The following is a 24895-nucleotide window of genomic DNA, read 5'->3' as shown; positions in this document are numbered from 1 at the left end:
GCACCACTTTTACGAGTGCCCGGCACTCGGCCTCATCTTGCGAAAGGCAAGGGCCGCGGCGGCGGCGACAGCCGCGGACCCGAACGCAATCAGCAGATGGCGGTGAAGGGAAAGGTGGCCCAATATCTGCTCGATGCCGTGCCCGAACAAATAGCCGAGCGCGGTGAAAAGCTGCCCCCAGATCAAAGCGGCGATGGTGTTCAGGACGACGAATTTTCCGGTCGATATCCGCGTCGTCCCGATGACGATGGGACTGATCGTCCGCAATCCCACGAGGAAACGAAAGGCAAGGATGAAGCCGGTCGGATATTTTTCCAGAAGTTGGGTAACGCGGGCGAGCGCCGGCTTTTCCATCAGCCGGCGGACGAGGCTCCATCGGGCCGCGTAACGGCCGGCAAAGAACCAGAACTGATCGCCGGCGAAGGATCCGGCCATGGCCGCGAGCGACGCCGACCAATAGGGAAGCAGCCCGCGATGAGCGACCACGCCGCCGAGAAAGGCGGCCGTTTCGCCTTCGAAGGCCGCCCCCAGAAAGATCGCCAGCAGGCCGTAATGCTCGATCAGCAGTTCGATGGACACGCGGGTTCGCCTCCAGCTCTTTCCGAGGTCAGGTCACGGCTGAACCGGCTTCAGATCGCCAAGCAGCGTCGGGATCAGCTCCGACACCGTCGGATGGATCGGCACCGACCATTGCAATGCGGGATAGGTGGTCCCGGCATTCATCGCATCGATCAGGCCGTGGATCACCTCGTCGCCCTCGATGCCCAATATCGCCGCGCCAAGAATCTGCTTGGTCTCGGCGTCGGCAATCACCTTCATGAAGCCTTTGGTCTCGCCGCGCTCGTTGGCGCGGCCGACCCGGCTCATCGGCCGGGTCGAGACCATGATCTTGCGCCCCGACTGCCGCGCTTGTTTCTCCGTCATGCCAACGCGGCCGAGCGGCGGGTCGATGTAGAGCGCATAGGCGAGGATGCGGCTCGAGAGCTTGCGGTCGTCGCCGTCGAGGAGATTGGCGGCGGCGATCTCGAAATCATTGTAGGAGGTGTGGGTGAAGGCGCCGTGGCCGTTGCAGTCGCCGAGCGCGAAGATGCCCTCGACATTGGTGGCGAGCCTGTCGTCGACGGTAATGAAGCCGCGTTTATCGGTGATAACGCCGGCGGCATCGAGGCCGAGATCGTCGGTGTTCGGCGTGCGGCCGGTGGCGATCAGCACATGGCTCGCATCGATTGTCGCCGCGCCTGCGGTGACGCTTACCCCGCCGCCATTTCCGGCAAAGGCGATGTTGCCGGCATCGGTGTGGACGCCGATGCCTTCGGCGCGCAGGATCTCGGCGATCGCATCGGATATATCCTCGTCCTCGCGCGATGCGAGCTTCGGCCCGTGTTCGATGACGCTGACTTCGGCGCCGAAGCGGCGATACATCTGCGCAAATTCCAGCCCGATATAACTGCCGCCGATCACCGCCAGATGCCGCGGCAGCGTGTCGAGCTGGATGATCGAGGTGCTGGTGAGGTAATCGATATCATGGATACCCGGCAGCTCGGGGATAACCGGCCGCGCGCCGACATTGAGGAAGATGCGCGGCGCAGTCAGCGTCTCGCCGTTGACGCTGATAGTCTTCGGGCCTTCGAAACGGGCTTGGCCGTAGATTACGCTCATGCCGTCCATGCCGGTGAGCCAGCCGATCAGGCCATTGCGGGCGTTCATCGTTACGGTTTCGGCGCGGGCCCTCACCACCTTCATGTCGATGGCGATTTCGCCGGGGATATTGACGCCGTAGGCGGCGCCGCTTCTGGCGACATGGGCGGCGCGGGCGCTGGCGACCAGCGTCTTGGTCGGCATGCAGCCGGCATTGACGCAGGTGCCGCCGAGGAATTTGCGCTCGATCAGCGCCACCTTCATGCCCTTGTCGACCATCCGGGCGGCAAGCGACGGGCCGGCCTGGCCGGCACCGATAACAATAGCGTCGAAGTTTTTCATGCGACGGCCCCCGCAATCAGCACCGCGCCGATGACGGCGACGGCATCCTCGATAAGGGCGGCCGGCAGGTCCTTGCCGAAGGAGACGGCAAGCCGGCTGCGGGCGGCAGCGCCGCCATAGGTGCCGATGACGGCGCCGATCACGCCGGCGATCAGCCCGCCGAACAGCAGGCCGCTGGCGGCCCCGATCGCAGCACCCGACAGCGCCCCCGAGACGATGCGGGCACCGAACTGCATCGGCACCTTGCGCGACGGCGTCGACGGCAGCTGGTCGGCGACCAGCTCGGTGACCGCGAGGATCGTAAAGATCCACGACGTCCAGCGGTAACCCATGAAGGCAAGCGGCGTCTGCGACACGTCGAACCAGCCGAGCGCCGCGCCCCAGGCGACGGCGGCCGGCGCCGTCATGGTGCGAAGGCCTGAAATGACACCAATCAGCAATGCAAGAAGCAGAAACATGCGCGACCCCTCATTGCCGGCTTTGTGCCGCGAGAGGGAAGGTTGCACATTGTCAGGCGCGTGGCAATTCGCCCTTCGCCGACGGGCTAACGCGCGTCATGTCAAATCGGAATCATGCGACGCGCTTTAAGTCTCTGTTCTATGCATGTCGTTGTCCCAAGCGGCTGCACAATTTTGGCCGGCATGCATGAGGGTGGCAATCTGTCAGGAGGCCGCGTGTTGGTTCCAAGGGCGAATTTTCGCGCTCGGGATTGACATGGATGTCGCCATTGGGCAAGTAATACACCTGCATCAACCAAAACGCGTGTGGCGCGACCACCGCTTTCTCGATGAGTTCCGATTTTTCTGCATACGCCACCGATGATCTGCTCCGAATGATAAATGATGGAGAGGATCGTGGGAAAGACTTTGCCTACCATGCACTATGGACCGTGTTTAAACGATGGCGCAAGGGGATCGACCTGGAGCCGCTCATCGAACTGCTTCAATCGGAGAAATCAGGCGAGCGGGAACGGGGGGCTTGGTATCTCGATGAAGCTGACCCGCCTGCGGACCTTATGGCCGACTTTATTATCAAGCTAGCCGATGACCCGGTGGGCCACTGCCGATGGCGGTTTGTGGCTTATGTGAGAAACTCCAGGCTCTATAGCGATGCCATTGCGGATCGTCTCGCCGCCCGCCTGCTGGACCGCGATCTCTACGTGAGAGCGGAAACGATCTTCTGGGCGGTGGTCGTCAACGACAAGTATTTTGCTCACTTTTCGGAAGCAGTCCTCGCCGGCGCCGGCACAACGCCGTTTAAGTTCAGAAATCCCGAGACTACCGCATTTTGGCGGGAGTCGGAGCGCAAGCGTGCGGCACGAGGAATCGAAATCGCGCAGCGCCTTCGCGCAGGGGAATCGGTGACGAGCATTCGTGAAAGCATGCCTGAGGAAGACAGTTTCAGCTTCGATAAGCTGGCCTTTCTTAGTCATGCAATAAAACGCGCCGTCGAGCGCAGAGTTGCAAAAAACACCTAATTCGCAAACGCGGCGATGCCGGTGATCGCCCGGCCGATGATCAGCGCGTGGATGTCGTGGGTGCCCTCATAGGTGTTGACCACTTCGAGGTTGACGAGATGGCGGGCGATGCCGAATTCGTCGGAGATGCCGTTGCCGCCGAGCATGTCGCGGGCCGCACGCGCAATCTCCAGCGCCTTGCCGCAGCTGTTGCGCTTGAGGATCGAGGTCAGCTCAACCGGCGGATGACCTTCCTCCTTCATGCGGCCGAGCCGCAGGCAGCCCTGCAGGCCGAGCGAGATCTCCGCCGCCATATCGGCGAGCTTCTTCTGGATCAGCTGATTGGCGGCGAGCGGCCGGTTGAACTGCTTGCGATCCAGCGTGTATTGCCGTGCCCTGGCATAACAATCCTCGGCAGCACCGAGCGCGCCCCAGGCGATGCCGAAGCGCGCCGAATTCAGGCAGGTGAACGGCCCCTTGAGGCCGGTGACGCTGGGCAGGAGATTTTCCTCGGGCACGAAGACCCCGTCCATCACCACTTCGCCGGTGATCGAGGCGCGCAAGCCCACCTTGCCGTGAATGGCGGGAGCCGAAAGCCCTTTCCAGCCCTTTTCGAGGATGAAGCCGCGGATGAGGCCGTCCTCGGTCTTGGCCCAGACGACGAAGACATCGGCGATCGGGGCGTTTGAAATCCAGGTCTTCGAGCCGGTGAGGCTGTAGCCGCCGTCGACCTTTTTCGCGCGCGTCGCCATCGAGCCGGGGTCGGAACCGTGATCGGGTTCGGTCAGGCCGAAGCAGCCGATCCATTCGCCGCTGGCGAGTTTCGGCAGGTATTTCAGCTTCTGTGCTTCGGAGCCAAAGGTGTCGATCGGCACCATGACCAGCGAGGACTGCACGCTCATCATCGAGCGGTAACCGCTATCGACCCGTTCGACTTCGCGGGCGATCAGGCCGTAGGCGACGTAACCGAGACCGGCGCCGCCATACTCAGGCGAGATCGTCGGGCCGAGCAGGCCGAGTTCGCCCATTTCGCGGAAGATCTGAGGGTCGGTCTTTTCATTGCGAAAGGCGTCGAGAACGCGGGGCGCAAGCTTCTCCTGCGCATAGGCATAGGCCGTATCCTGCACCATACGCTCCTCGTCGGTCAGCTGCTCCACCAGGCGGAACGGGTCGGCCCAGTCGAAAACTTCGCGCGTATGCTGCATGTCGGCGTCTCCTCACCTTGAATTCAGGCCTGCCTCGCTCAAGGTCGCATAGACCCGCCAGGCGACCGCGTCAACAGAAGGCGGTCGTATCGAAAAGACAGCGTCCGCCATCTTTTCAAAAGCGTCGGCATGATCCACTTTGCCGGCGATCGATTCTGGAACGAGGAGACGGAAATGTCGTCAAGCGATCTGTTCGTATCGGCCGAAAGCGCCGAATGGGTCAACCCCGAGCCCGGCGTCGTCAGGCGCATCATGACCTATCTGCCTGAGATGATGATGGTGGAAGTGGCCTTCGAAAGCGGCGCCGTCGGTGCTGCCCATTCGCATCCGCACATCCAGGCAAGTTATGTCGCCGAGGGCAGCTTCGAAGTGACGATCGACGGCCGGACCGAGGTGCTGCACCAGGGCGGCAGCTTCATCGTGCCGCCCAATCTCGTCCATGGCGTCAAGGCGCTGGAAAAGGGCAGGCTGATCGATGCCTTCACCCCGCATCGGGCCGAGTTTCTCAAATAATCAGGTTTCGGCTTCTGGCCGGCGCGGCGCGCCCGCTGGAGTGACGTAGGGCGGTACGAAGCGCGCATCCTCGCCGCGCACTGCCTCACGCAGGAAGTCGATGACGGCGCGCACGCGCGGCGCCTGTTTCAGGTCGCGATGGCAGGTGATCCAGTATTGGCGCTTGAGGTCGATTTCCTCGGGCAGCACGCGCACCAACTCCGGATAGCGGCTGGCGAAGAAGTAGGGCAGGATGCAGAGGCCGAGGCCGTTTCGGGTGGCGGTGAGCTGCGCGAAGATGCTGGAACTCTGGAACTGCGGCTTGATGCGCGGATGCACATCGCTGAGATAGTCCAGGCCCGGCGCGAAGATCATTTCCTCGATGTAGCTGACGAAGGGATGGCCGAGCAGGTCTTCGCGGCAGGTGATCTCAGGCGCTTTTGCCAGATAGTCGCGCGAGCCGTAGATCTGCAGGTGATAGTCGGTCAGCTTCTCGGCGAAATAGGGCCCGCCCTTCGGCTCGTCGAGCACGACGGAAAGATCGGCCTCCTTGCGCGACAGCGACATGATCTGCTGGATCGTCACCAGTTCCAGCGCCAGGTGCGGATGCTGGGCGGCAAACCGCGGCAGCACGGTCGCGAAGAAGAAATTGGCAAAACCTTCCGGCGCGCTCAGGCGCACGAGGCCGCGCTGCGCCATCGAGCCGTCGGCGAGGTCGGCGCGCAGGCGCTCGGTCTCCTGCTCCATCCTCTCGGCTGTCTCGATGAAACGCGTGCCCATGGCGGTCAGCACGTAGCCGCGCGGATTGCGCTCGAACAGCTTGACCTTGAGGGTGAATTCCAGCCGGTCGATGCGGCGCGAGACCGTGGCATGGCTGGAGCGCAGCTGGCGAGCCGCCGTCGAGAGCTGTCCAGTGCGGGCGACGGCTAGAAAAAACTGCAGATCGTCCCAAGTAAACTGCGGTGGATTGTTCATCGCGATCCCCTCTGTTCAAAAATGAACAGATACTGTTTGGAATTAGTTGTAAACCACCCGTTGCCTCAAGGCTGAATTTCCTTGATCGTAAGCTAAGGGTCGGTCGCTCTGAGGAGTGCGGCTGGCCAAATCTGAACAGATCCGCAATCTGGCCAATCTCTGGGAGGAGAGAATATGCGTATGAATCTCATTGCATCAGTTGCATTTCTGCTTGCAAGCAGCACTGCGGTGCTCGCGCAGAGCGCGACCGACGGCAAGGTCAAGATCGGCATCCTGAACGACCAGTCGGGTGTTTATGCCGATTTCGGCGGCAAGTCTTCCGTCGAGGCCGCCAAGATGGCGGTCGAGGATTTCGGCGGCAAGGTGCTTGATGTGCCGATCGAGATCGTCGATGCCGACCACCAGAACAAACCGGATATTGCCTCGAACATCGCCCGCCAGTGGTACGACACCGAGCAGGTGGATGCGATCATGGAATTGACGACCTCGTCGGTGGCGCTTGCCGTGCAGGCGATCGGCAAGGAGAAGAAGAAGATCGACATCGTCACCGGTGCGGCGACGACCGATCTCACCGGCAAGGCCTGCTCGCCCTACGGCTTCCATTGGGCCTACGACACGCATGCGCTCGCCGTCGGCACCGGCGGCGCTCTCGTCAAGCAGGGCGGCGACAGCTGGTTCTTCCTGACTGCCGACTATGCCTTCGGCTATTCGCTGGAGCAGCAGACCAGCGATTACGTCAAGTCGAGCGGCGGCAAGGTCGTCGGCGCCGTCCGCCATCCGCTGTCGATCCAGGACTTCTCGTCCTTCCTGCTGCAGGCGCAATCATCAGGCGCCAAGGTGATCGGTCTGGCCAATGCCGGCCTCGACACCTCGAACGCCATCAAGCAGGCGGCCGAATTCGGCATCACCCAGGGCGGCCAGCATCTGGCGGCGCTGCTCTTCACGCTCGCCGAAGTGCATGGTCTTGGCCTCGAGGCGGCACAGGGGCTGACGCTGACGGAAGGTTTTTACTGGAACCGCGACGACGAAAGCCGCGCCTTCGCCAAGAAGTTCTTCGCTCGCACCGGCAAGATGCCGAACATGATCCACACCGGCACCTATTCGGCAGTGACGCAATATCTGAAGGCGGTGCAGAAGGCCGGCACCGACGAAACGGAAGCCGTCGCCAAGCAGCTGCATGAAATGCCTGTTGACGACGTCTTCGGCCGCGGTGGCACGGTCGGCGCCAATGGCCGCATGATCCACGACATGTACCTGCTGCAGGTCAAGAAGCCTTCCGAAAGCAAGGAGCCGTGGGATTACTTCAACGTGCTTGCCACCATTCCCGGCAAGGAAGCCTATATCGATCCCGCCAAGAGCGGTTGCGATCTGGTGAAGTGAGCGCAATGGCGGTTTCCGCAATTGAAACTCAGGAAAAGCCGCGGGTGGTATTGTCCGCCCGCGGCCTGCGCCGCGATTTCGGCGGCTTCACGGCCGTCAAGAACGTCGATCTCGACGTGCATGATGCGAGCGTGCATGCGCTGATCGGCCCGAACGGCGCCGGCAAGACGACGGTCTTCAACCTTTTGACCAAGTTCCTGCAGCCGACAGCAGGTACGATCACGCTTATGGGCACCGATATCACCAGGACGCAGCCCGACAAGGTGGCGCGCATGGGATTGGTACGCTCCTTCCAGATCTCGGCGGTCTTTCCGCACTTAAGCGTTCTCGACAATGTGCGCGTGGCGCTGCAGCGGCCGAACAATCTTTCCACCCAGTTCTGGCGGCCGCTCTCGGCGCTCGACCGGCTGAACGCGCGCGCCGAGCAACTGCTTGCCAGCGTCGGGCTTTCCAAGGAGCGCGATCAGATCGCCGCCGATCTCTCCTATGGCCGCAAGCGCGTGCTGGAGATCGCCACCACGCTGGCGCTCGATCCCAAGGTGCTGCTGCTCGACGAACCGATGGCCGGCATGGGGCTTGAGGATGTCGCCGTCGTCTCATCCATCATCCGCGACGTCGCCCGCGACCGGGCGGTGCTGATGGTCGAGCACAATCTCTCCGTCGTCGCCAATATCTGCCAGCATGTCACCGTGCTGCAGCGCGGCGAAATCCTCGCCGAGGGTGACTACGCCACAGTCAGCCAGGACGAGCGCGTGCGCGTCGCCTATATGGGCACGGAGGAGCATTGATGGCCGCTCTCCTCGAAGTCCAGGGACTGAACGCCTGGTACGGCGAAAGCCACGTCCTGCACGGTGTCGACATGCGGGTGGCCGAAGGCGAGACGATCACCATTCTCGGCCGCAACGGCGTCGGCAAGACGACGACATTGCGCACCATCACCGGCATCGTGCGGTCCCGCAAGGGCAGGATCAGCTTTGCCGGCAGCGACATGATGCAGGTGCCGCTGCACAAGACGGCCCACCGCGGCATCGGCTTCGTGCCGGAGGAGCGCGGCATCTTCTCGACGCTGACCGTCTCGGAAAACCTGCTGCTGCCGCCGGTGGTGGCGAAGGGCGGCATGACGCTTGACGAGATCTACGAACTCTTTCCCAATCTCTACGAGCGCCGCGGCAGCCCCGGCACCAAACTTTCCGGCGGCGAGCAGCAGATGCTGGCGATCGCCCGGATCCTGCGCACCGGCGTCAGGCTGCTTATTCTCGACGAACCGACGGAGGGGCTTGCCCCCGTCATCGTCCAGCGTATCGGCGAGGTGCTGCAGACCCTGAAAGGCCGCGGCATGACGATCCTGCTGGTCGAGCAGAACTTCCGTTTCGCCAGTCGTATTGCCGATCGCTTCTATCTGATGGATCATGGGCAGATGGTGTCGGAATTCCCGGTCGGCGAACTGCCGCAGCGCATGGATACGCTGCACAAGGTTCTGGGAGTATGACCAGATGATGATGATCTTCGGCATTCCCCTGCAGGCGCTGCTCGGCCAGCTGCTGATCGGCCTGATCAATGGCTCGTTCTATGCGCTGCTCAGCCTCGGCCTCGCCATCATCTTCGGCCTGCTCCGGGTGATCAACTTCGCCCATGGCGCGCAATATATGCTCGGCGCCTTCGTCGCCTACCTGCTGCTGACTTATGCCGGCATCGGCTATTGGCCGTCGCTGATCGTGGCGCCTGTCATTGTCGGCCTTGCTGGCGCCATCATCGAGCGGCTGTTCCTGCGCCGGCTCTACGATCTCGATCCGCTCTACGGCCTGCTCTTCACTTTTGGGCTGGCGCTCGCGGTCGAAGGCACCTTCCGTTATCTCTACGGCTCCTCCGGCCAGCCCTATGCGACACCGGCAGCCCTAGCCGGCGGCGCCAATCTCGGCTTCATGTTCCTGCCGATCTATCGCGGCTGGGTGGTCGTCGTCTCGCTCGTCGTCTGCCTCGGCACATGGCTGCTGATCGAGAAGACCAAGCTCGGCGCCTATCTCCGCGCCGCCACCGAAAACGCGGTGCTGGTGCAGGTCTTCGGCGTCAACGTGCCGGTGCTGTTGACGCTGACCTATGCGCTTGGCGCCGGCCTTGCCGCCTTTGCCGGCGTGCTGGCGGCGCCGATCTATCAGGTCTCGCCGCTGATGGGCTCGAACATGATCATCGTCGTCTTCGCCGTGGTCGTCGTCGGCGGCATGGGATCGATCATGGGGGCGATCATCACCGGTTATGTGCTCGGCATCGCCGAGGGCCTGACCAAGGTGTTCTATCCCGAGGCTTCCAACATCGTCATCTTCGTCATCATGGCGATCGTGCTTCTCATCAGGCCAGCGGGCCTCTTCGGCCGGGATGCCTGACATGACCGACATCACCGACACCATCCAAACGGAAAAAAGCCGAACCGCCCTTTCGGTGCAGGCGGGTTTCCTCACGGTTGGGCTTTTGCTCCTGCTGCTGGCGCCGTTCTTTTTCTATCCGATCTTCCTGATGAAGTTGCTGTGCTTCGCGTTGTTCGCCTGCGCCTTCAACCTGCTGCTCGGCTATACCGGCCTGCTGTCCTTCGGCCATGCCACCTTCTTCGGCGGGGCCGCCTATTTCACCGCCTATACGGTGAAGGAATGGGGGCTGCCGCCGGAACTCGGCATTCTGATCGGCGTGGCGGGTGCGGCGTTTCTCGGCTTGGTGATGGGCTTCTTCGCCATCCGCCGCCAGGGCATCTATTTCGCGATGATCACGCTGGCGCTGTCGCAGATGTTCTTCTTCTTCTGCCTGCAGGCGAAGTTCACCGAAGGCGAGGACGGCATCCAGTCGGTGCCGCGCGGCAATCTCTTCGGCTTTATCGATCTGAACAGCTCGACCAACATGTATTATTTCGTGCTGGCCGTTTTCATTATCGGCGTGCTGATCATCTGGCGTTTCATCAACTCGCCCTTCGGCATGATCCTGAAATCGATCCGTGAAAACGAAAACCGGGCAGTTTCGCTCGGTTATTCCGTCGCGCGTTACAAGCTCGGAGCCTTCGTGATGTCGGCCGCGCTTGCGGGGCTGGCGGGCGCGGTGAAATCGATCGTCTTCCAGTTCGCAACCTTGACCGACGTCGCCTGGCAGATGTCGGGCGAGGTGATCCTGATGACGCTGCTCGGCGGCATCGGCACGCTGATCGGCCCGCTCTTTGGCGCCGGGCTGGTGGTGGCATTGGAAAACTACCTCGCCACCTCGGAATTTCCGGTGACGATCATCACCGGCATCGTCTTCATGGTCTGCGTGCTGATCTTCCGCCGCGGCATTATCGGCGAATTCTACGCCTCGCGGCTGGGGCGCAAACTGGGCTTCGTCTATCGCCGCTGAACGGGCGGACCTCTTCGCGTCCCGCGGGGAGAGGAAAGCGGCAAGCATCTGAAGCTTCGTGTGGGGCACATGGATCGTTACGACTATATCATCATCGGAGCAGGCAGTGCCGGCTGCGTGCTTGCCAACCGGCTGTCGGCCGATGGCAGGAGCCGGGTGCTGCTGCTGGAAGCCGGCGGCAGCGACAATTACCACTGGATCCATATCCCGGTCGGTTATCTCTATTGCATCAACAATCCGCGCACCGACTGGTGTTTCACCACGGCGCCCGAAGCCGGATTGAACGGCCGGGCGCTGAGCTATCCGCGCGGCAAGGTGCTCGGTGGCTCCTCTTCGATCAACGGCATGATCTATATGCGCGGCCAGGCGCGCGATTACGACCTCTGGCGGCAGATGGGCTGCACCGGCTGGGGCTGGGACGATGTTCTGCCCTTCTTCCGCAGGTCCGAGGATTTTTATCGCGGCGAAGACGAGATGCATGGCGCCGGCGGCGAATGGCGCATCGAAAGGGCGCGCGTGCGCTGGGCCGTGCTCGACGCTTTCCAGCAGGCGGCGAGAGAAGCAGGCATTCCCGAGACGGCAGATTTCAACCGCGGCAGCAATGAAGGGTCCGGCTATTTCGACGTCAACCAGCGTTCCGGCATTCGCTGGAACACCTCGAAGGCTTTTCTGCGCCCGGCGCGGAAACGCTCCAATCTGACCGTCCTCATCAAGGCGCAGGTCCGGCGGCTGCTGGTGGAGGAGGGGGTGGTCGCCGGCGTCGAATTCCAGCACGATGGCGTGGCGAAACGCGCCTATGCGGGCAAGGAAACCATTCTTTCGGCCGGGTCGATCGGCTCGCCGCATATTCTGGAACTCTCAGGCGTCGGCAGGGGCGAGGTTCTCCAGCGGGCGGGCGTCGATGTCATCACCGAAGTGAAGGGTGTCGGCGAAAACCTGCAGGACCATCTGCAACTGCGGCTCGCCTACAAGGTGACGGGCGTCCCGACGCTGAACGAGAAGGCGACGAAGCTGATCGGCAAGGCGGCGATCGGGCTCGAATATCTCGTCCGCCGCTCCGGGCCGATGGCGATGGCGCCGAGCCAGCTCGGCATCTTCACCCGCTCGGGTCCGGACCGGGAAACGCCGGATCTGCAATATCATGTGCAGCCGGTCTCGCTGGAGAAGTTCGGCGATCCCGTCCATCCTTTCCCGGCGATCACCGCGAGCGTCTGCAATCTGAGGCCGGAGAGCCGCGGTTCGGTGCACCTGTCGAGCCCGGATTTTGCCGCGCAGCCGACGATCAGCCCGAAATACCTCTCGACGCAACGCGATCGTGACATAGCTGTCCGTTCAATACGGTTGACGCGCAAGATCGTCGCGCAGCCTTCCTTCGCTCGGTTCAAGCCGGAGGAATTCAAGCCGGGACCCAGCTATCAGACCGAGGCCGATCTGGAGCGGGCGGCGGGCGAAATCGGCACGACGATCTTCCATCCAGTCGGCACCTGCCGCATGGGCGCCGACAGAGACAGCGTCGTCGATCCCCGTCTGCGCTTCCGGGCGCTCGGCAAGCTCAGGATCGCCGACGCCTCGGTGATGCCGTCGATCGTCTCGGGCAATACCAATTCGCCGACGATCATGATCGCCGAAAAGGCGGCAGCGATGATCCTCGAAGACAATCGATAGGAGAAGACCATGGCAAGGATCGCATTCATCGGGCTTGGCAATATGGGCGGGCCGATGGCGGCCAATCTGGTCAAAGCAGGTCACGAGGTCCTCGGTTTCGATCTCGCAGCCTCCGTGCTGAAGGCGGCCGAGGACAGCGGCGTCAAACCGGCAAGCCATGCCAGCCAGGCGGTCAAGGACGCCGACATCGTCATCACAATGCTGCCGCAGGGCAAACACGTGCTGACGGCCTGGACCGATATCTTGCAGACCGCGGCGCAAGGCACGCTGGTCATCGATTGCTCGACTATCGATGTCGACAGCAGCCGCAAAGCGCATGAGATGGCTAAGGCCGCAAGCTGCCTGTCGCTTGACGCTCCAGTCTCCGGCGGCACCGGTGGGGCGAGCGCCGGCACGCTGACCTTCATGGCCGGTGGCTCGGATGAGGCCTTCGCCAGGGCGAAACCGATCCTCGAGGCGATGGGAAAGAAGATCGTCCATTGCGGCGAGGCCGGCGCCGGCCAGGCGGCGAAGATCTGCAACAACATGATCCTCGGCATTTCGATGGTCGGCGTCTGCGAGGCCTTCGTGCTTGCCGAAAAACTCGGTCTCTCGCATCAGGCGCTCTTCGACGTCGCCTCGACCTCATCCGGTCAGTGCTGGTCGATCAATACCTATTGCCCGGTGCCCGGACCGGTGCCGACCTCGCCCGCCAATAACGGCTACAAGCCGGGTTTCGCCGCCGCCCTGATGCTGAAGGATCTCAGGCTTTCGCAGGAGGCGGCGCTGGCAAGCGGCGCGTCCACGCCGCTCGGCGCCGAAGCGGCCCAGCTTTATGCGCTCTTCGAAAAACAGGGTAACGGCGGACGGGACTTTTCCGCCATCATCGAGATGTTCCGCGAGAAGCTATAAGCGACGAAGTAGAGTGGTTCAGCTTTTGATGAACACGCAGAACCACCCTAAGCCTTTGTTTTAACGCAATTCCGGACGGAAAACCGCTTCGCACTTTTCCTGGAATTGCTTTACAAGAGATAGCTGACCGGCTCGTTTCGAACCGGATGCGGAAAGACGCCCATACCGACGCCGAAGATCGACTGCAGCGTTTCGGCCTGCATGATCTCCGTGGGCGTGCCTTCGGCGGTGATCCAGCCGCGATTGAGGGCGATGATCGCATCGCCGTAGCGTGCGGCGAGGTTGATGTCGTGCAGCACGATGATGACGGTCAGCCCGCGTTCATGGCTGAGCTCCTGCACCAGCGAGAGGACGCTTGCCTGATGGGCAAGGTCGAGCGCCGATGTCGGTTCGTCGAGCAGCAGGCAGCGGGCGTCCTGGGCGAGCATCATGGCGATCCAGGCACGCTGGCGCTCGCCGCCGGACATGTTGGCGACGAGACGATCGGCAAAATCGTCAAGCTCGGTGCGGGCGATCGCCTCCTCGACCATGTTGCGATCGGTCGCGGTGAAGCGGCCGAGCGTGCCGTGCCAGGGAAAACGGCCGAGCGCCACGAGTTCCCGCACGGTCATGCCGTCGGTCGCCGGCGTGAATTGCGGCATGTAGGCGACGTGCCGGGCAAATTCCCGGGCGCCCCAGTCCCTTGCCGGTTTGCCGTTAAAGGCGATGGCGCCGGATTTCGGCGCGACCTGGCGGGCGATGATCTTCAGAAGCGTGCTCTTGCCGGAGCCGTTTGGCCCCACGAGACCGTAGATGCGGCCCTGGTCGAGCGTCAGGTCTATGCCATGCAGGATGGATTTCGGCCCGATGGCATAATCGATTCCCGACAGGGCAAGGAAAGGCGAAGGCATGATCTGCTCCAGGTTCGGCGCTGCGAACGGGCTCGGGAGGGCGAGCCCTTCCTTTCCCTGCAAAACTAAACCCGGATTGTCAACTTATGCTTTCCGCTCGGCACCATTCGACGCGCCGATTGGATGCCCTTGTCGAAATCCTCCAGGCGTCAACTCAAGCCTTCGACACCGAGAAACTGAGCCTGGTGTCGCCGAACGAGATGTCGATCTCACCGGGTTCGGTCAGTTCGACCGCGCCGCTCAACGTGCCTGTGGTGATCAGCGCGCCTGCCTTCAGCGATGTCTCGGGGCGCTGACCGTCATTGGCGTAGTCGACGAGCCAGGTGAGGACGTCGCCCTTCGGATGCTGCGCCGGACCATCATAGATCGAGCGGCCGGCATGGGTGACCTTGAGCTGCGTACCGCCGGCGGTGTCGACCACGCTTTTTTCGAGCTTCGGGCCGAGCACATAACCGCTATTGCCGAGCCGGTCGGCGGTAAACAGCAGGAAGGAAACGCCGCCGCTCTCTCTCACGGCGCTGACCAGCAGTTCGGCGCCGAGATAGGCAGCGGAGATCGCCTCGACCACCTCGGCGCGGCTATAGGGAGCACCTGAGCGGATCGGCAGGTCCTTGCCGAGACGGACGGCGATCTCGGTCTCAAATTTCAGACCGGGATACCAGGGGATGCTGGCGCCGGCGGCGGCCTCGGAGTAGGGATGCAGCGGAGCGGTAACCGCCTGGCCCTCAGGCGAGACCGTCACTTTCCAGGCGTTGCTGGAGATACCGTCTGCGGCGGCGAGGAAATTTTGCGTCTCCATCGCCTGATGCAGATCGGTTGGCAGGGTGAAACTGCCGGTTTCCTCCTGCTTGCCGGCCTGGCGCAGGCTGTGAAACCTGGCGGCGACCGCGCGCGGATCGAATGCCTCTGTCATGCTGTCTCCTCGAACTGATTGTCGAGGTGCACACTAACGGCAAGGCAAGAACGAACAAGACCGTTCTTGGGTCGTTGTTGGAAAAGCTCTTATTCCATCGCCGCATACCAGCGATCGCGATAAGCTGCCAGGCCTGCGATATCGGTCGGCGGAACATGCGTCGCGGCACCCGATAACGGCCGGATGCCGGTGAGAAGGGCCGCGCCCTGGCTGGTGCCGGTTGTGCCGGGAACGGCCAGGACCTCGCGGCCGGCAAGGGCGGCAAGCAGGGTCAGATAGGTCTCGTTCAGGGCAAAAGGCCCTTCGACGATAATGGGGCCCTTTGCGCCGATCAGCCCGAGGCAGGCGTCGGTCATGAAAGCGAGATAGAGGCAGGCCGTGGCATAACGCTCCTCGCGGCTTGCTTCCTGCGCGCCGATCCAGCGGCTTGCCTTTCCGGGAAAGGGTCCGGAACCGGCGGCGATATTGGGCAGCAGCATCATGCCCTTTTCGATGACCGGGCCGATCGCCGCTTGGGCGGCTTCATCGTCGACAGGACCGATCTCGGCCGAAAGGATTTCGAATTCCCGCCCGCCCATGAAACGCGAGGAGGGAACGGCCCGGCCATAAGCATCGACATTGGCGAGCGCGTCGCGTTTTTGATCGAGATGATCGAGATCGCCGCCGACGCCGAAATTGATGACCCAGGTGCCTGTGGAGACGACGGCGAAGGGTGCTTTCCGATGGACCAGATGCGGCAGCAGCGAGGCATTGGAATCGTGAATGCCGCAATAGACTGGTACCGGTGCTGCAAGGCCGAGCTCGGTTGCGATCTCGGGCAGGACCGGGCCGAGTGCGTCGAAGGCGGAGCGGATCGGCGCCATCAGGGCGCGGATGCCAAGCCTGTCGACGAGCGAGGAATAGTCGCCGGCCTTCGGGTTCCAGAGGTCGGTGTGGCAGCCGAGCGAGGTGAGCTCATTGGCGGCGATCCCTGTCAGCCGCGCCGTCCAATATTGCGCATAGGTGAGGATGGTCGCCACCCCAGCGAATTGCTCGGGAAAGGCGGTCTTCTGATAGTGCAGCTGCGCCCCGATGTTGAGGCCCATCGCGAGGCGCGGCGAGAAGGTTTCGTCGAAGGCGGGACGCAGTGCCGTATAGACATCACGGATTTCCGCGGGATATTCGTGTTCGTAGTCGATGACCGGCATGGCGAGCGTACCGTCCTCGCCGAGCAGCGCGGCGGCGGCGCCGTGGGTGGTGACCGAGATGGCATCGAAACCCGTTTCCCCCGCAAGCCTCTTCAGCGCGTCGAGGGCGAAGGACCAGAGCGCCTCTATGTCGTAGTGCGGGTAGGGACCGGTTTTGATTGCCATGTTCGGCCGCTTCAGGACGGCGATCTCGGCGCCCGTTTCGCTGTCGAGCACGACGACTTTCGCATTGGTCTTGCCGATGTCGAGAACGGCGATGCGGCGATAGGAGGTGGTGTTCATAGCATATGGAAGAGGGTGACGAGGTCGCTTTGCACCGGCGAATTGTCGGGGTTGGTCGCCATGATATCGGCCATGTGCGCCCACCATTTCTTCATGACCGGATGCTCGGGCAGGCGCGCCATAGTGTGATCGGCCGGCCGCGTCAACACGCCGAACAGCGTGTTGGTGTCGCGGTCGAGATAGATGGAATAGTCGCTGGCGCCCGACTGATGCAGGAGATCGACCAGTTCCGGCCAGATCTCGTCGTGCCGCTTGCGGTATTCGGCTTCCATGCCAGGGTTGAGCTGCATCTTGAAGGCGTGTTTTTCTGTAGTCATCGGGAGCTCATGAGCTTGACGCGGCGGGCGATGATCGGGATGGCGATGGTGATGATCAAAAGCAGGCCGATGAAGATCGACATGACGATGCCGGGCACATTCAACAGGCCGAGGCCGAAGGTGACGAGGCCCATGACGAAGGCGGCGATGACGACGCCGCCGATCGTGCCGGAGCCGCCGAGGATCGAGATGCCGCCGAGCACGACCATGGTGACGACTTCGAGTTCCCAGCCCTGAGCGATCGACGGCCGGGTCGAGCCGAGGCGCGAGGTCAGGCAGACAGCGGCGACACCGCTCATGATGCCGGTCAGCAGGAAAAGGATGAATTTGACGCGCTCGACCGGGATGCCGGAGAAGCGGGCAGCAAAATCATTGTTGCCGATCGCATAGACCTGCCGGCCGAAATTCGTCGCATGCAGCAGGATGGCGAAGAGGATCGCCAGCACGAAGAACAGCACGAATTCGAAGGAGAATACCCAGCAGACGTAGCCCTGGCCGAAATAGGCGAAATCAGCAGGGTATTTGCCATAGGCCTGGTCGCCGAGCACGATATAGGAAATGCCGCGGAAAAGGCTCATCGTGCCGATGGTGACGACGATCGACGGCAGTTTCAGCACCGAGACCAGCACGCCGTTGAAGGTGCCGCAGGCAAGGCCGGTGCCGATGCCGATCAGAACCAGGCCCGGTGTACCGACGCCAAGCTGCGCGGCTGCTCCCATCGCCGTCGAGGCGAGCGCGATGATCGCGGCGACCGAAAGGTCGATCTCGCCCGAGATGACCAGTAGCGCCATGGCAAAGGCGATCATCGCCTTTTCGGTGAAGTTGAAGGTGGCGTCCGAAAGATTCCAGGCGTCGAGGAAATAGGGCGAGGCCAGGGAATTGAAGATGAAGATCAGGATCGCGACGGCAAAGAGCAGCACTTCCCAGCTCGCGGCGATGCGGCGGAAGGGTGTGCCGAGCCGGTCTGGGATGACCCGCTTTTCGCGTGTGGACACGGTGCTCATGCTGCGGCCTCCGTTCTGATCTCGGCTGCGGCGCGGTCGCGCAGGATGATGCGGCCGCGGTTGCGCTCGCGCCTGGCGTTGAAGGCGACGGCGAGAATGATGACGGTTCCGGAAATCGCCATCTGGGTGAAGGGTGAAATGCCGATGACCGGCAGCGCATTCTTGATGACGCCGAGGAAGAGTGCGCCGAGCACGGTGCCGGCGACCGAGCCGACGCCGCCGGCAATCGAGATGCCGCCGATGACGCAGGCCGCGACGCTGTCGAGCTCGAAGCCGTTGGCGATGTCGACATAGGCGACGGCATAACGCGACACCCAGAGATAGCTTGAAAGCCCGGCGAGCGCGCCTGACAGCACGAAGGCCAGGAATTTCGTCCAGCCGGTATCGATGCCGGCATAGACGGCCGCGGTCGGATTGCCGCCGGTCGCATAGGCCGAGCGGCCGAACTGGGTATATCTGAGCAGCACATAGATCAACAGCACGATGACGATGCCGACCCAGCCGAGGACGGGGAGGCCGAGGATCGGCGTGCGCGGTACCGACAGGAAGACCGGCGTCATCTGATGAGCGTTGACCCAGGCGCCGCCCGAGAGCACGAAGGCCATGCCGCGATAGATGGTCAGCGTGCCGAGTGTGACGACGATCGGCGGGATTTCCAGCGCCCAGACGAGAAAGCCATTGATGGCGCCGAGGCAGGCGCCGATGACGATCGCCGCAAGGATCAGCACGACGAGCGGCAGATCGGGATAGGCGGCATTCATCATCGCGATCGCCATGCCGGTGAAGGCGAGATTGGCGGCAACCGACAGGTCGATCGACTTCGTCAGGATGACTGTCATCTGCGCCAGCGCCAGGATGATCAGGATGGAGGTATCGTTGAAAATGCCGGCGAGATTGTCCGGTGTTGCGAAGTCCGCAGCCCGCGTCGAAAAGATCGCAATCATCACCACAATGATGAGAAACAGCAGGGTTTCGCGTTTTCTGATCAGTCTTGCCATGCTCTTACCTTACGCATTGTGGGCCTCACGCATTGCCGGTGGCGGCGCGCACAAGCGCTTCCGGCGTCAGCTCGGCGCGTTCGAAAATGCCGGCGGCCAGGCCTTCCTTCATCACCAGAACGCGGTCCGACATGCCGATGATCTCCGGCAGCTCGGACGAGACCATGATGATCGACAGGCCCTCGGCGGCGAGTTCGCTGATGAAGCCGTGCACGGCCGCCTTCGAGCCGATGTCGATGCCCTTTGTGGGTTCATCGAGGATGATGACCTTCGGCGACGTCGCCAGCCACTTGCCGATGACGACCTTCTGCTGATTGCCGCCCGACAGCGTGCCCACCGGCACGGAAAGGGCGGCAGCCCGCAGATCCAGCCGCTCGGCATATTTGCGCGCCAGCGCAAACTCTTCTGCCGCTCTGAGAAAGCCGCGGCGCGAGGTGCGGGTGAGCGACGGCAGCGTCATGTTCTGGAAGATCGGCATCGGCAGCGCCAGCCCGTGGCGGCCGCGCTCTTCCGGCACATAGACGATGCCGGCCCGGATGGCGTCCTGCGGCGAATGGATCGCGACCTCGCGGCCTTCGAGCATCATCGTGCCGGAGAGCGGCCTGGTAATGCCGAACAGCGATTGCGACAGTTCCGAACGGCCGGCGCCGATCAGGCCGTATATGCCGAGAATCTCGCCTTTGCGCAGGGTGAAGGATATGTCGCGGAATTCGGTGCGATGGCTGTAGTTGCGGATCTCCAGAACCGGACCGCCGATGGCGACATCGATCTTCGGAAAGGCGTTCTCGACGTCGCGGCCGACCATCATCCGAACGATCTCGTCCTGCGGCGTCTCCTTGAGACGGCCCTGGCCGATGGCACGGCCGTCACGGAAGACGACGAAATCATCGGCGATTTCGTAAACCTCGTCGAACTTGTGGCTGATGAAGAGGATCGCCTTGCGCTGTTCCTTCAGGCCCCGGACGATGCGGAAGAGATCGTCGATCTCCTTGCGGGAAAGGGCTGCCGTCGGCTCGTCCATGATGACGATGCGGGCCTCGATCGACAGAGCACGGGCGATCGCCACCAGATGGCGCTGCGCAATGGAGAGGTCTTTGAGCCGGATCGTCGGGTCGATATTGCTTTCGAGCGCGATGAGCAGCGCCTTCGAGCGGCTGTTCATCGCCTGCCAGTCGATGGTGCGTAGCCGGGTGCGCGGCGCATGGCCGAGGAAGATGTTTTCGGCAACCGTCAGCTCGTCGAAAAGCACGGTTTCCTGATGGATGGCGGTGACGCCGGCATCGATCGCCGCCTGGGCGCTGGCAAAGGTCACCGGACGGCCGTCGACCAGGATCTCGCCTTCGTTCGGCCGGTAGATGCCGGTCAGGATCTTGACGAGCGTCGATTTGCCGGCGCCGTTTTCGCCGATCAGCGCGGTCACCGTGCCGGGGTGGAGGGCGATGCTGACATTGTCGAGCGCCTTCACGCCCGGAAAGATCTGGGAGATGCCGCGCATTTCCAGAATGGCGGGCGCATCGCCGGTTTTGCTGTCCGTGGCGGTTTGTTGAAAGGCGGCGTTCATCAGATTTCTACCAGTGTCGAATGGGAAATCCCGGCGGCTTGAAGGCCGCCGGGTTTTTCTGTGTTTGCTCCGGATCAGAAGACCTTGGAGAACTGGTCGATGTTCGAGGCATTGTAGACGAAGGGATCAGCCATGGCGGCTTCGCCGTTGTCGCCGATCTTGATCTTGCCCATGCGGCCGGCAGTGATTTCGCTGCCCGGCTTGCCGTCGGCGTCACCCTTGACCAGGTGATAGGCGATCTGGGCTGCGGAATAGCCGAGGTCGATCGGGTTCCAGATGGCGAATTCCTTGGTGGCGCCCGACTTGATCGCGCCGGCCATTTCGGACGGCAGGCCGAGACCGGTGACGTAGACCTTGCCGACAAGGCCCTTGTCTTCGACGACCTTCGAAGCGGCGAGAACGCCGACCGTCGTCGGAGCGACGATGACCTTGACGTTCGGGTTCGACTTCAGCAGGCCTTCGGCTTCACGATAGGACTTGTCCGAGAGATCGTCGCCATAAACCGTGGTGACGAGGTTGAGGCCCGGGAAATCCTTGAGCTGCTTCTTCATCTGGTCGATCCAGATGTTCTGGTTGGTCGAGGTGGTCGTTGCCGACAGGATGGCGAAATCACCCTTGCCGCCGTCGAGGTGGTCCTTGACGAGCGTCAGGCACATCTTGCCGATCAGCTCGTTGGACGACGGGTTGAGCTGCAGGATACGGCCTTCCGGCGCGACGCCCGAATCCCAGGAGATGACCTTGATGCCGCGCTGGGCAGCCTTCTTCAGCGCCGGAACGAGCGCGTCTGGATCGTTGGCCGAGACGGCAATGGCGTCGACGCCCTGGGCGATCAGCGAGTTGATGACTTCGATCTGGCCTTCCGCCGTCGTCGACGTCGGACCGGTGTAGATGACTTCTACGCCGCCGAGTTCCTTGGCGGCTTCCTGGGCACCCTTGTTGGCGGCGTCGAAGAAGCCGTTGCCGAGCGACTTCACCACCAGGCCGATCTTGATGTCCTTGGCGCTTGCAGTGCCGGCCATCATGGCGACGGCGAGCGCTACACCGAGCGCAAGTGTCTTTGCGAGTTTCATGTACTTTCCTCCCTTAAAGATTAGACTTCCACACCTCGGCGGCGCCTCATGCGACCGACGAGGAATCCTCCCTCACAGCCTGGGCCACCGGGCTGGCGACAACGAGCCGGACGCCGGCATTCTCGACCATGCGAGCTGCCTCGTCCGAAATCGCGTCATCAGTGATGATCACAGAAACGCGGTCGAGCGCGCAGAGAATGAGGCTCGACCGGCGATTGAATTTGCTTGAATCGGCCATAACGACGAGTTCGTCGGCCTGGTGCATCAGCTTCTGCTCACTCTGAATGATCAGCGCATCCGCCTCCATGATGCCAAGCGGGCCGACGCCTTGGGCGCCGATGAACATGCGCCGCGCATAAAAATTGCGGATCGCGTCATTGTCGAAAGGCGACAGGATCAGGCTCTGCTCGCGATAGATCGCGCCGCCCGGCACCGTCACTGTGTTTTTGGAATGCTTCACCAGATGTTCGGCGATCGCGAAAGAATTGGTCATGACCTGCAAGCGATGGCCGGCCATGTAATGCACCATCTGGAAGGTGGTCGTGCCGCCATTGATGATGATGGCGTCGCCCGCTTCGCAGAGATCGACGGCCGCGCGTGCAATTGCGCGTTTCTTATCGATGTTGACCGATTCTGACACCCGGAAGGGCCGGCCGGCAAGATTGCCGAGTTGCGGCGGATGCACTGCCTCCGCGCCGCCGCGGACGCGGCGGATCTTGCCTTGCACATGAAGAGCCGCAATGTCGCGCCGGATCGTTGCTTCAGAAGCTTCCGTCAGCTCGGAAATGTCCTGGATCGTAACGACCGACTTTTCCTGAACGGCGCTTAAGATAATGCGGTGGCGTTCGCGTTCGTGCATGGGGCTCCTCCTCTGGTCATATTTATTTCGCATCCGTTAATGCGTGTCAATCACAAACGATCATAAATTTTCATATTGCGATGCAGCATAATCGATTTTGATCGTTTTCGATTGACAAGCGCACTTTTGATGCGCGATACCGTGAGCGAAAGGGCGCGCTGATCGCGGCGCCTCACAAGCCTTTATGGGAGGATGATATGGCGGCGAACGTCCGGCTTCTGGATAACCGGTGGGATGATGCTTATGCGGCAGGCCTCGATGAGCCCGGCAAGCTGCTCTATCGCTCCAACCTGCTCGGCGCCGACAAGCGCATCACCAATTACGGCGGCGGCAATACCTCGGCGAAGGTAATAGAAACCGATCCGCTGACCGGCGGCAAGGCGAAGGTTCTCTGGGTCAAGGGTTCGGGCGGCGACGTCGGCACGATCAAGCTCGACGGTTTCGCCACCCTCTACCAGGACAAGCTGGAATCGCTGAAAGGTATCTATAAGGGTGTCGAGGACGAAGACCGCATGGTCGGTTTCCTGCCGCACTGCACCTTCAACCTGAATGGCCGCGCCGCCTCGATCGACACGCCGCTGCACGGTTTCGTGCCTTTTACCCATGTCGACCACATGCATCCCGATGCGATCATCGCGATTGCCGCCTCGAAGAATTCCAGAGAATTGACACAGCAGGTCTTCGGTGACGCGATCGGCTGGCTGCCATGGCGTCGCCCGGGCTTCCAGCTCGGCCTCGACCTCGGTGCTTTCGTCGCCGCAAACCCGAATGCCAAGGGCGTCGTGCTCGAAAGCCACGGTCTGTTCACCTGGGCAAACGACGCCAAGGCCTGCTACGAGCTGACGCTCGATATCATCAACAAGGCGATCGTCTGGTTTGCCGACAAGACCGAGGGCAAGACGATTTTCGGCGGCGCCGTCGCGCAAAGCCTGGCCGTTGGCGAACGCCGCGCCATCGCCGCCCGGCTGATGCCGGAAATCCGGGGTCGCATCGGCCAGCAGGAGCGCAAACTCGGACATTTCGACGATCAGGAAGCCGTGCTCGAATTCGTCAACTCCCGCGATCTGCGCCCGCTCGGCGCGCTAGGCACCAGTTGCCCCGATCATTTCCTGCGAACCAAGATCCGCCCGCTGATCGTCGATTTCGACCCTGAAAAGCCGGATGTCGACGCGATCGTTGCCGGCCTAGACAAGGCGCTGGAGGATTACCGCGCCGATTACGCACGCTATTATAATGACTGCAAGCATGACAATTCACCCGCCATGCGCGACGCCAATCCGGTCATCTTTCTCGTTCCCGGCGTCGGCATGCTGTCATTTGCCCGCGACAAGGCGACGGCCCGCATCGCCAGCGAATTTTATGTCAACGCCATCAACGTCATGCGCGGTGCCTCGACGGTCTCGGAATATCAGGGCCTGCCGGAACAGGAAGCCTTCGATATCGAATACTGGCTGCTCGAAGAGGCCAAGCTGCAGCGCATGCCGAAGCCGAAGAGCCTTGCCGGCCGCGTGGCCTTCGTCACCGGCGGCGCCGGCGGCATCGGCCGGACGACGGCCGCACGTCTCGTCGGCGAGGGCGCCTGCGTGGTGCTTGCCGATATCGACCAGGCGGCGCTCGAGGGCACCGAAGCCGATTTCGTCAAGAAGTTTGGCGCTGATGCGGTGCGCAGCGTTCGCCTTGATGTCACCAAGGAAGATGCGGTGATTGCCTCCTTCACAGAAGCCTGCGTCGAATTCGGCGGCATCGATATTCTCGTCTCGAATGCCGGCATTGCTTCGTCTGCGCCGATCGAAGCCACCGAGCTTGCGACGTGGAACCGCAATATCGATATTCTGGCGACCGGCTATTTCCTGGTTTCGCGCGAAGCCTTCCGCCTGTTCCGCCGTCAGGCGCTCGGCGGCAACATCGTCTTCGTCGCTTCTAAAAACGGCCTTGCCGCCTCGCCGAATGCGTCTGCCTATTGCACCGCAAAGGCTGCCGAAATCCATCTCGCCCGCTGCCTGGCGCTGGAAGGTGCGGATGCCGGCATCCGCGTCAACACCGTCAACCCGGATGCGGTGCTGCGGGGTTCGAAGATCTGGAGCGGCGAATGGCGCGAACAGCGCGCTGCCTCGTCCAAGATCGAAGTGGATGATCTCGAGGAACATTACCGCAAGCGTTCGATGCTGAAACTCAACGTGTTTCCGGAGGATATCGCCGAGGCGATCTACTTCCTGGCCTCTGACCTTTCGGCAAAATCGACCGGCAACATCATCAATGTCGATGCCGGCAACGTGCAGAGCTTTACGCGGTAATATCTAATCGGCGGCGGATGTGTCTGCCCCTCACCCTAACCCTCTCCCCGTTCAGACGGGGAGAGGGGACTTGCCCAACGAAATGTTGGAGTGGGACGGAGACG

24 protein-coding genes are annotated in these 24895 nt (G+C 62.2%); 10 read left to right on the top strand and 14 right to left on the bottom strand.

The features are described from left to right. Positions 1–9: 9 nt before the first annotated feature. Genes GR197_RS21885 through GR197_RS21875 form a run of 3 tightly spaced genes read right to left on the bottom strand, consistent with a single transcriptional unit; the run spans position 10 to position 2438 of the window. Entirely contained in the window at positions 10–579 is a 570-nt protein-coding gene (locus GR197_RS21885) for a VTT domain-containing protein (protein ID WP_164013318.1), read from the bottom strand. A 33-nt stretch (positions 580–612) separates the two neighbouring features. Further along, positions 613–1980 carry an FAD-containing oxidoreductase gene (locus GR197_RS21880; protein ID WP_164013316.1) on the bottom strand — a complete coding sequence of 456 codons (1368 nt, stop codon included), beginning with the start codon at positions 1978–1980 and terminating at the stop codon, positions 613–615. Further along, positions 1977–2438, bottom strand: a complete 462-nt coding sequence (locus GR197_RS21875; protein ID WP_164013314.1) for a DUF4126 domain-containing protein — start codon at positions 2436–2438, stop codon at positions 1977–1979. The genes GR197_RS21880 and GR197_RS21875 overlap by 4 nt, the downstream gene beginning before the upstream one ends. A 329-nt stretch (positions 2439–2767) precedes the next feature. On the opposite strand from GR197_RS21875, the gene GR197_RS21870 reads away from it, so the two are divergent. Further along, a complete protein-coding gene (locus GR197_RS21870) occupies positions 2768–3457 on the top strand; it encodes a hypothetical protein (RefSeq protein ID WP_164013312.1) in 690 nt (229 codons plus the stop codon). Here the strand turns inward: GR197_RS21870 and GR197_RS21865 are convergent. After that, positions 3454–4641 (bottom strand): acyl-CoA dehydrogenase, encoded by a 1188-nt coding sequence (locus tag GR197_RS21865; protein ID WP_164013310.1) that lies wholly within the window; start codon positions 4639–4641, stop codon positions 3454–3456. The two genes, GR197_RS21870 and GR197_RS21865, sit on opposite strands and share 4 nt — an antisense overlap. A gap of 174 nt (positions 4642–4815) precedes the next feature. Here GR197_RS21865 and GR197_RS21860 point away from each other — a divergent pair, with 174 nt between their 5' ends. Next, positions 4816–5154: a cupin domain-containing protein gene (locus GR197_RS21860; RefSeq protein WP_164013308.1), complete on the top strand. Its 339-nt coding sequence runs from the start codon at positions 4816–4818 to the stop codon at positions 5152–5154. Here GR197_RS21860 and GR197_RS21855 read toward each other — a convergent pair whose 3' ends face one another. Then, positions 5155–6108: a LysR family transcriptional regulator gene (locus tag GR197_RS21855; protein WP_164013306.1), complete on the bottom strand. Its 954-nt coding sequence runs from the start codon at positions 6106–6108 to the stop codon at positions 5155–5157. Positions 6109–6282: 174 nt separating this feature from the next. On the opposite strand from GR197_RS21855, the gene GR197_RS21850 reads away from it, so the two are divergent. From GR197_RS21850 to mmsB, 7 genes are all read left to right on the top strand, one after another. Beyond that, positions 6283–7488 (top strand): ABC transporter substrate-binding protein, encoded by a 1206-nt coding sequence (locus GR197_RS21850; RefSeq protein ID WP_164013304.1) that lies wholly within the window; start codon positions 6283–6285, stop codon positions 7486–7488. Between the two features lie 5 nt (positions 7489–7493). Then, positions 7494–8276 carry an ABC transporter ATP-binding protein gene (locus GR197_RS21845; protein ID WP_164013302.1) on the top strand — a complete coding sequence of 261 codons (783 nt, stop codon included), beginning with the start codon at positions 7494–7496 and terminating at the stop codon, positions 8274–8276. Continuing rightward, on the top strand, positions 8276–8977 hold the full coding sequence (locus GR197_RS21840) for an ABC transporter ATP-binding protein (protein ID WP_164013300.1): 702 nt from the start codon (positions 8276–8278) through the stop codon (positions 8975–8977). Before GR197_RS21845 ends, GR197_RS21840 begins: the two co-directional genes overlap by 1 nt. 4 nt (positions 8978–8981) lie before the next feature. Continuing rightward, a complete protein-coding gene (locus GR197_RS21835) occupies positions 8982–9869 on the top strand; it encodes a branched-chain amino acid ABC transporter permease (RefSeq protein WP_164013298.1) in 888 nt (295 codons plus the stop codon). A 1-nt stretch (position 9870) separates the two neighbouring features. Next, complete coding sequence (locus tag GR197_RS21830) at positions 9871–10860, top strand: branched-chain amino acid ABC transporter permease (protein WP_164013296.1); 990 nt, start codon at positions 9871–9873, stop codon at positions 10858–10860. A 69-nt stretch (positions 10861–10929) separates the two neighbouring features. Continuing rightward, positions 10930–12525 carry a GMC family oxidoreductase gene (locus GR197_RS21825; RefSeq protein WP_164013294.1) on the top strand — a complete coding sequence of 532 codons (1596 nt, stop codon included), beginning with the start codon at positions 10930–10932 and terminating at the stop codon, positions 12523–12525. Positions 12526–12534: 9 nt separating this feature from the next. Beyond that, positions 12535–13416 carry a 3-hydroxyisobutyrate dehydrogenase gene (mmsB, locus tag GR197_RS21820; protein WP_164013292.1) on the top strand — a complete coding sequence of 294 codons (882 nt, stop codon included), beginning with the start codon at positions 12535–12537 and terminating at the stop codon, positions 13414–13416. A 110-nt stretch (positions 13417–13526) separates the two neighbouring features. On the opposite strand, the gene GR197_RS21815 is transcribed toward mmsB, so the two are convergent. The 9 genes from GR197_RS21815 to GR197_RS21775 all read right to left on the bottom strand — a co-directional run bounded on the left by GR197_RS21815 (position 13527) and on the right by GR197_RS21775 (position 22497). Then, a complete protein-coding gene (locus tag GR197_RS21815; RefSeq protein ID WP_164013290.1) occupies positions 13527–14306 on the bottom strand; it encodes an ABC transporter ATP-binding protein in 780 nt (259 codons plus the stop codon). A gap of 154 nt (positions 14307–14460) precedes the next feature. Continuing rightward, complete coding sequence (locus tag GR197_RS21810) at positions 14461–15219, bottom strand: fumarylacetoacetate hydrolase family protein (RefSeq protein WP_164013288.1); 759 nt, start codon at positions 15217–15219, stop codon at positions 14461–14463. A gap of 89 nt (positions 15220–15308) precedes the next feature. After that, the gene (locus tag GR197_RS21805; protein WP_164013286.1) at positions 15309–16688 is read right to left on the bottom strand and encodes an FGGY-family carbohydrate kinase; all 1380 of its coding nucleotides are present in this window, start codon (positions 16686–16688) and stop codon (positions 15309–15311) included. Next, positions 16685–17005, bottom strand: coding sequence for an L-rhamnose mutarotase (gene rhaM / locus GR197_RS21800; protein ID WP_164013284.1), 321 nt, complete (start codon positions 17003–17005; stop codon positions 16685–16687). Before rhaM ends, GR197_RS21805 begins: the two co-directional genes overlap by 4 nt. Continuing rightward, complete coding sequence (locus GR197_RS21795) at positions 17002–18009, bottom strand: ABC transporter permease (protein WP_164013281.1); 1008 nt, start codon at positions 18007–18009, stop codon at positions 17002–17004. Before GR197_RS21795 ends, rhaM begins: the two co-directional genes overlap by 4 nt. Then, positions 18006–19007, bottom strand: a complete 1002-nt coding sequence (locus GR197_RS21790) for an ABC transporter permease (protein WP_164013279.1) — start codon at positions 19005–19007, stop codon at positions 18006–18008. The genes GR197_RS21795 and GR197_RS21790 overlap by 4 nt, the downstream gene beginning before the upstream one ends. A 25-nt stretch (positions 19008–19032) precedes the next feature. Beyond that, complete coding sequence (locus GR197_RS21785; RefSeq protein ID WP_164013277.1) at positions 19033–20568, bottom strand: sugar ABC transporter ATP-binding protein; 1536 nt, start codon at positions 20566–20568, stop codon at positions 19033–19035. Between the two features lie 74 nt (positions 20569–20642). Next, complete coding sequence (gene rhaS / locus GR197_RS21780; protein ID WP_164013274.1) at positions 20643–21638, bottom strand: rhamnose ABC transporter substrate-binding protein; 996 nt, start codon at positions 21636–21638, stop codon at positions 20643–20645. Positions 21639–21684: 46 nt separating this feature from the next. After that, complete coding sequence (locus tag GR197_RS21775) at positions 21685–22497, bottom strand: DeoR/GlpR family DNA-binding transcription regulator (RefSeq protein WP_164013272.1); 813 nt, start codon at positions 22495–22497, stop codon at positions 21685–21687. Between the two features lie 197 nt (positions 22498–22694). Here GR197_RS21775 and GR197_RS21770 point away from each other — a divergent pair, with 197 nt between their 5' ends. Continuing rightward, on the top strand, positions 22695–24791 hold the full coding sequence (locus tag GR197_RS21770; RefSeq protein ID WP_164013270.1) for a bifunctional rhamnulose-1-phosphate aldolase/short-chain dehydrogenase: 2097 nt from the start codon (positions 22695–22697) through the stop codon (positions 24789–24791). The last annotated feature ends 104 nt before the right edge of the window (positions 24792–24895 follow it).

The organism is Rhizobium phaseoli, assembly GCF_010668805.1.
Classification (GTDB): domain Bacteria; phylum Pseudomonadota; class Alphaproteobacteria; order Rhizobiales; family Rhizobiaceae; genus Rhizobium; species Rhizobium phaseoli_A.
Note: the sequence above shows the minus strand (reverse complement) of the source record. Positions and strands in the feature narration are given on the sequence as shown.

Bases quoted from the DNA above. Each gene is read 5' to 3' on its own strand.
- GR197_RS21785 (WP_164013277.1), bottom strand. From the start codon at position 20,568: ATGAACGCCGCCTTTCAACAAACCGCCACGGACAGCAAAACCGGCGAT.
- GR197_RS21810 (WP_164013288.1), bottom strand. From the start codon at position 15,219: ATGACAGAGGCATTCGATCCGCGCGCGGTCGCCGCCAGGTTTCACAGC.
- GR197_RS21825 (WP_164013294.1), top strand. From the start codon at position 10,930: ATGGATCGTTACGACTATATCATCATCGGAGCAGGCAGTGCCGGCTGC.
- GR197_RS21880 (WP_164013316.1), bottom strand. From the start codon at position 1,980: ATGAAAAACTTCGACGCTATTGTTATCGGTGCCGGCCAGGCCGGCCCG.
- GR197_RS21860 (WP_164013308.1), top strand. From the start codon at position 4,816: ATGTCGTCAAGCGATCTGTTCGTATCGGCCGAAAGCGCCGAATGGGTC.
- GR197_RS21865 (WP_164013310.1), bottom strand. From the start codon at position 4,641: ATGCAGCATACGCGCGAAGTTTTCGACTGGGCCGACCCGTTCCGCCTG.
- GR197_RS21850 (WP_164013304.1), top strand. From the start codon at position 6,283: ATGCGTATGAATCTCATTGCATCAGTTGCATTTCTGCTTGCAAGCAGC.
- rhaS (WP_164013274.1), bottom strand. From the start codon at position 21,638: ATGAAACTCGCAAAGACACTTGCGCTCGGTGTAGCGCTCGCCGTCGCC.
- GR197_RS21835 (WP_164013298.1), top strand. From the start codon at position 8,982: ATGATGATGATCTTCGGCATTCCCCTGCAGGCGCTGCTCGGCCAGCTG.
- GR197_RS21875 (WP_164013314.1), bottom strand. From the start codon at position 2,438: ATGTTTCTGCTTCTTGCATTGCTGATTGGTGTCATTTCAGGCCTTCGC.
- GR197_RS21790 (WP_164013279.1), bottom strand. From the start codon at position 19,007: ATGGCAAGACTGATCAGAAAACGCGAAACCCTGCTGTTTCTCATCATT.
- GR197_RS21795 (WP_164013281.1), bottom strand. From the start codon at position 18,009: ATGAGCACCGTGTCCACACGCGAAAAGCGGGTCATCCCAGACCGGCTC.
- GR197_RS21855 (WP_164013306.1), bottom strand. From the start codon at position 6,108: ATGAACAATCCACCGCAGTTTACTTGGGACGATCTGCAGTTTTTTCTA.
- GR197_RS21815 (WP_164013290.1), bottom strand. From the start codon at position 14,306: ATGCCTTCGCCTTTCCTTGCCCTGTCGGGAATCGATTATGCCATCGGG.
- GR197_RS21830 (WP_164013296.1), top strand. From the start codon at position 9,871: ATGACCGACATCACCGACACCATCCAAACGGAAAAAAGCCGAACCGCC.
- GR197_RS21775 (WP_164013272.1), bottom strand. From the start codon at position 22,497: ATGCACGAACGCGAACGCCACCGCATTATCTTAAGCGCCGTTCAGGAA.
- GR197_RS21870 (WP_164013312.1), top strand. From the start codon at position 2,768: ATGAGTTCCGATTTTTCTGCATACGCCACCGATGATCTGCTCCGAATG.
- GR197_RS21805 (WP_164013286.1), bottom strand. From the start codon at position 16,688: ATGAACACCACCTCCTATCGCCGCATCGCCGTTCTCGACATCGGCAAG.
- GR197_RS21845 (WP_164013302.1), top strand. From the start codon at position 7,494: ATGGCGGTTTCCGCAATTGAAACTCAGGAAAAGCCGCGGGTGGTATTG.
- GR197_RS21770 (WP_164013270.1), top strand. From the start codon at position 22,695: ATGGCGGCGAACGTCCGGCTTCTGGATAACCGGTGGGATGATGCTTAT.
- GR197_RS21840 (WP_164013300.1), top strand. From the start codon at position 8,276: ATGGCCGCTCTCCTCGAAGTCCAGGGACTGAACGCCTGGTACGGCGAA.
- rhaM (WP_164013284.1), bottom strand. From the start codon at position 17,005: ATGACTACAGAAAAACACGCCTTCAAGATGCAGCTCAACCCTGGCATG.
- mmsB (WP_164013292.1), top strand. From the start codon at position 12,535: ATGGCAAGGATCGCATTCATCGGGCTTGGCAATATGGGCGGGCCGATG.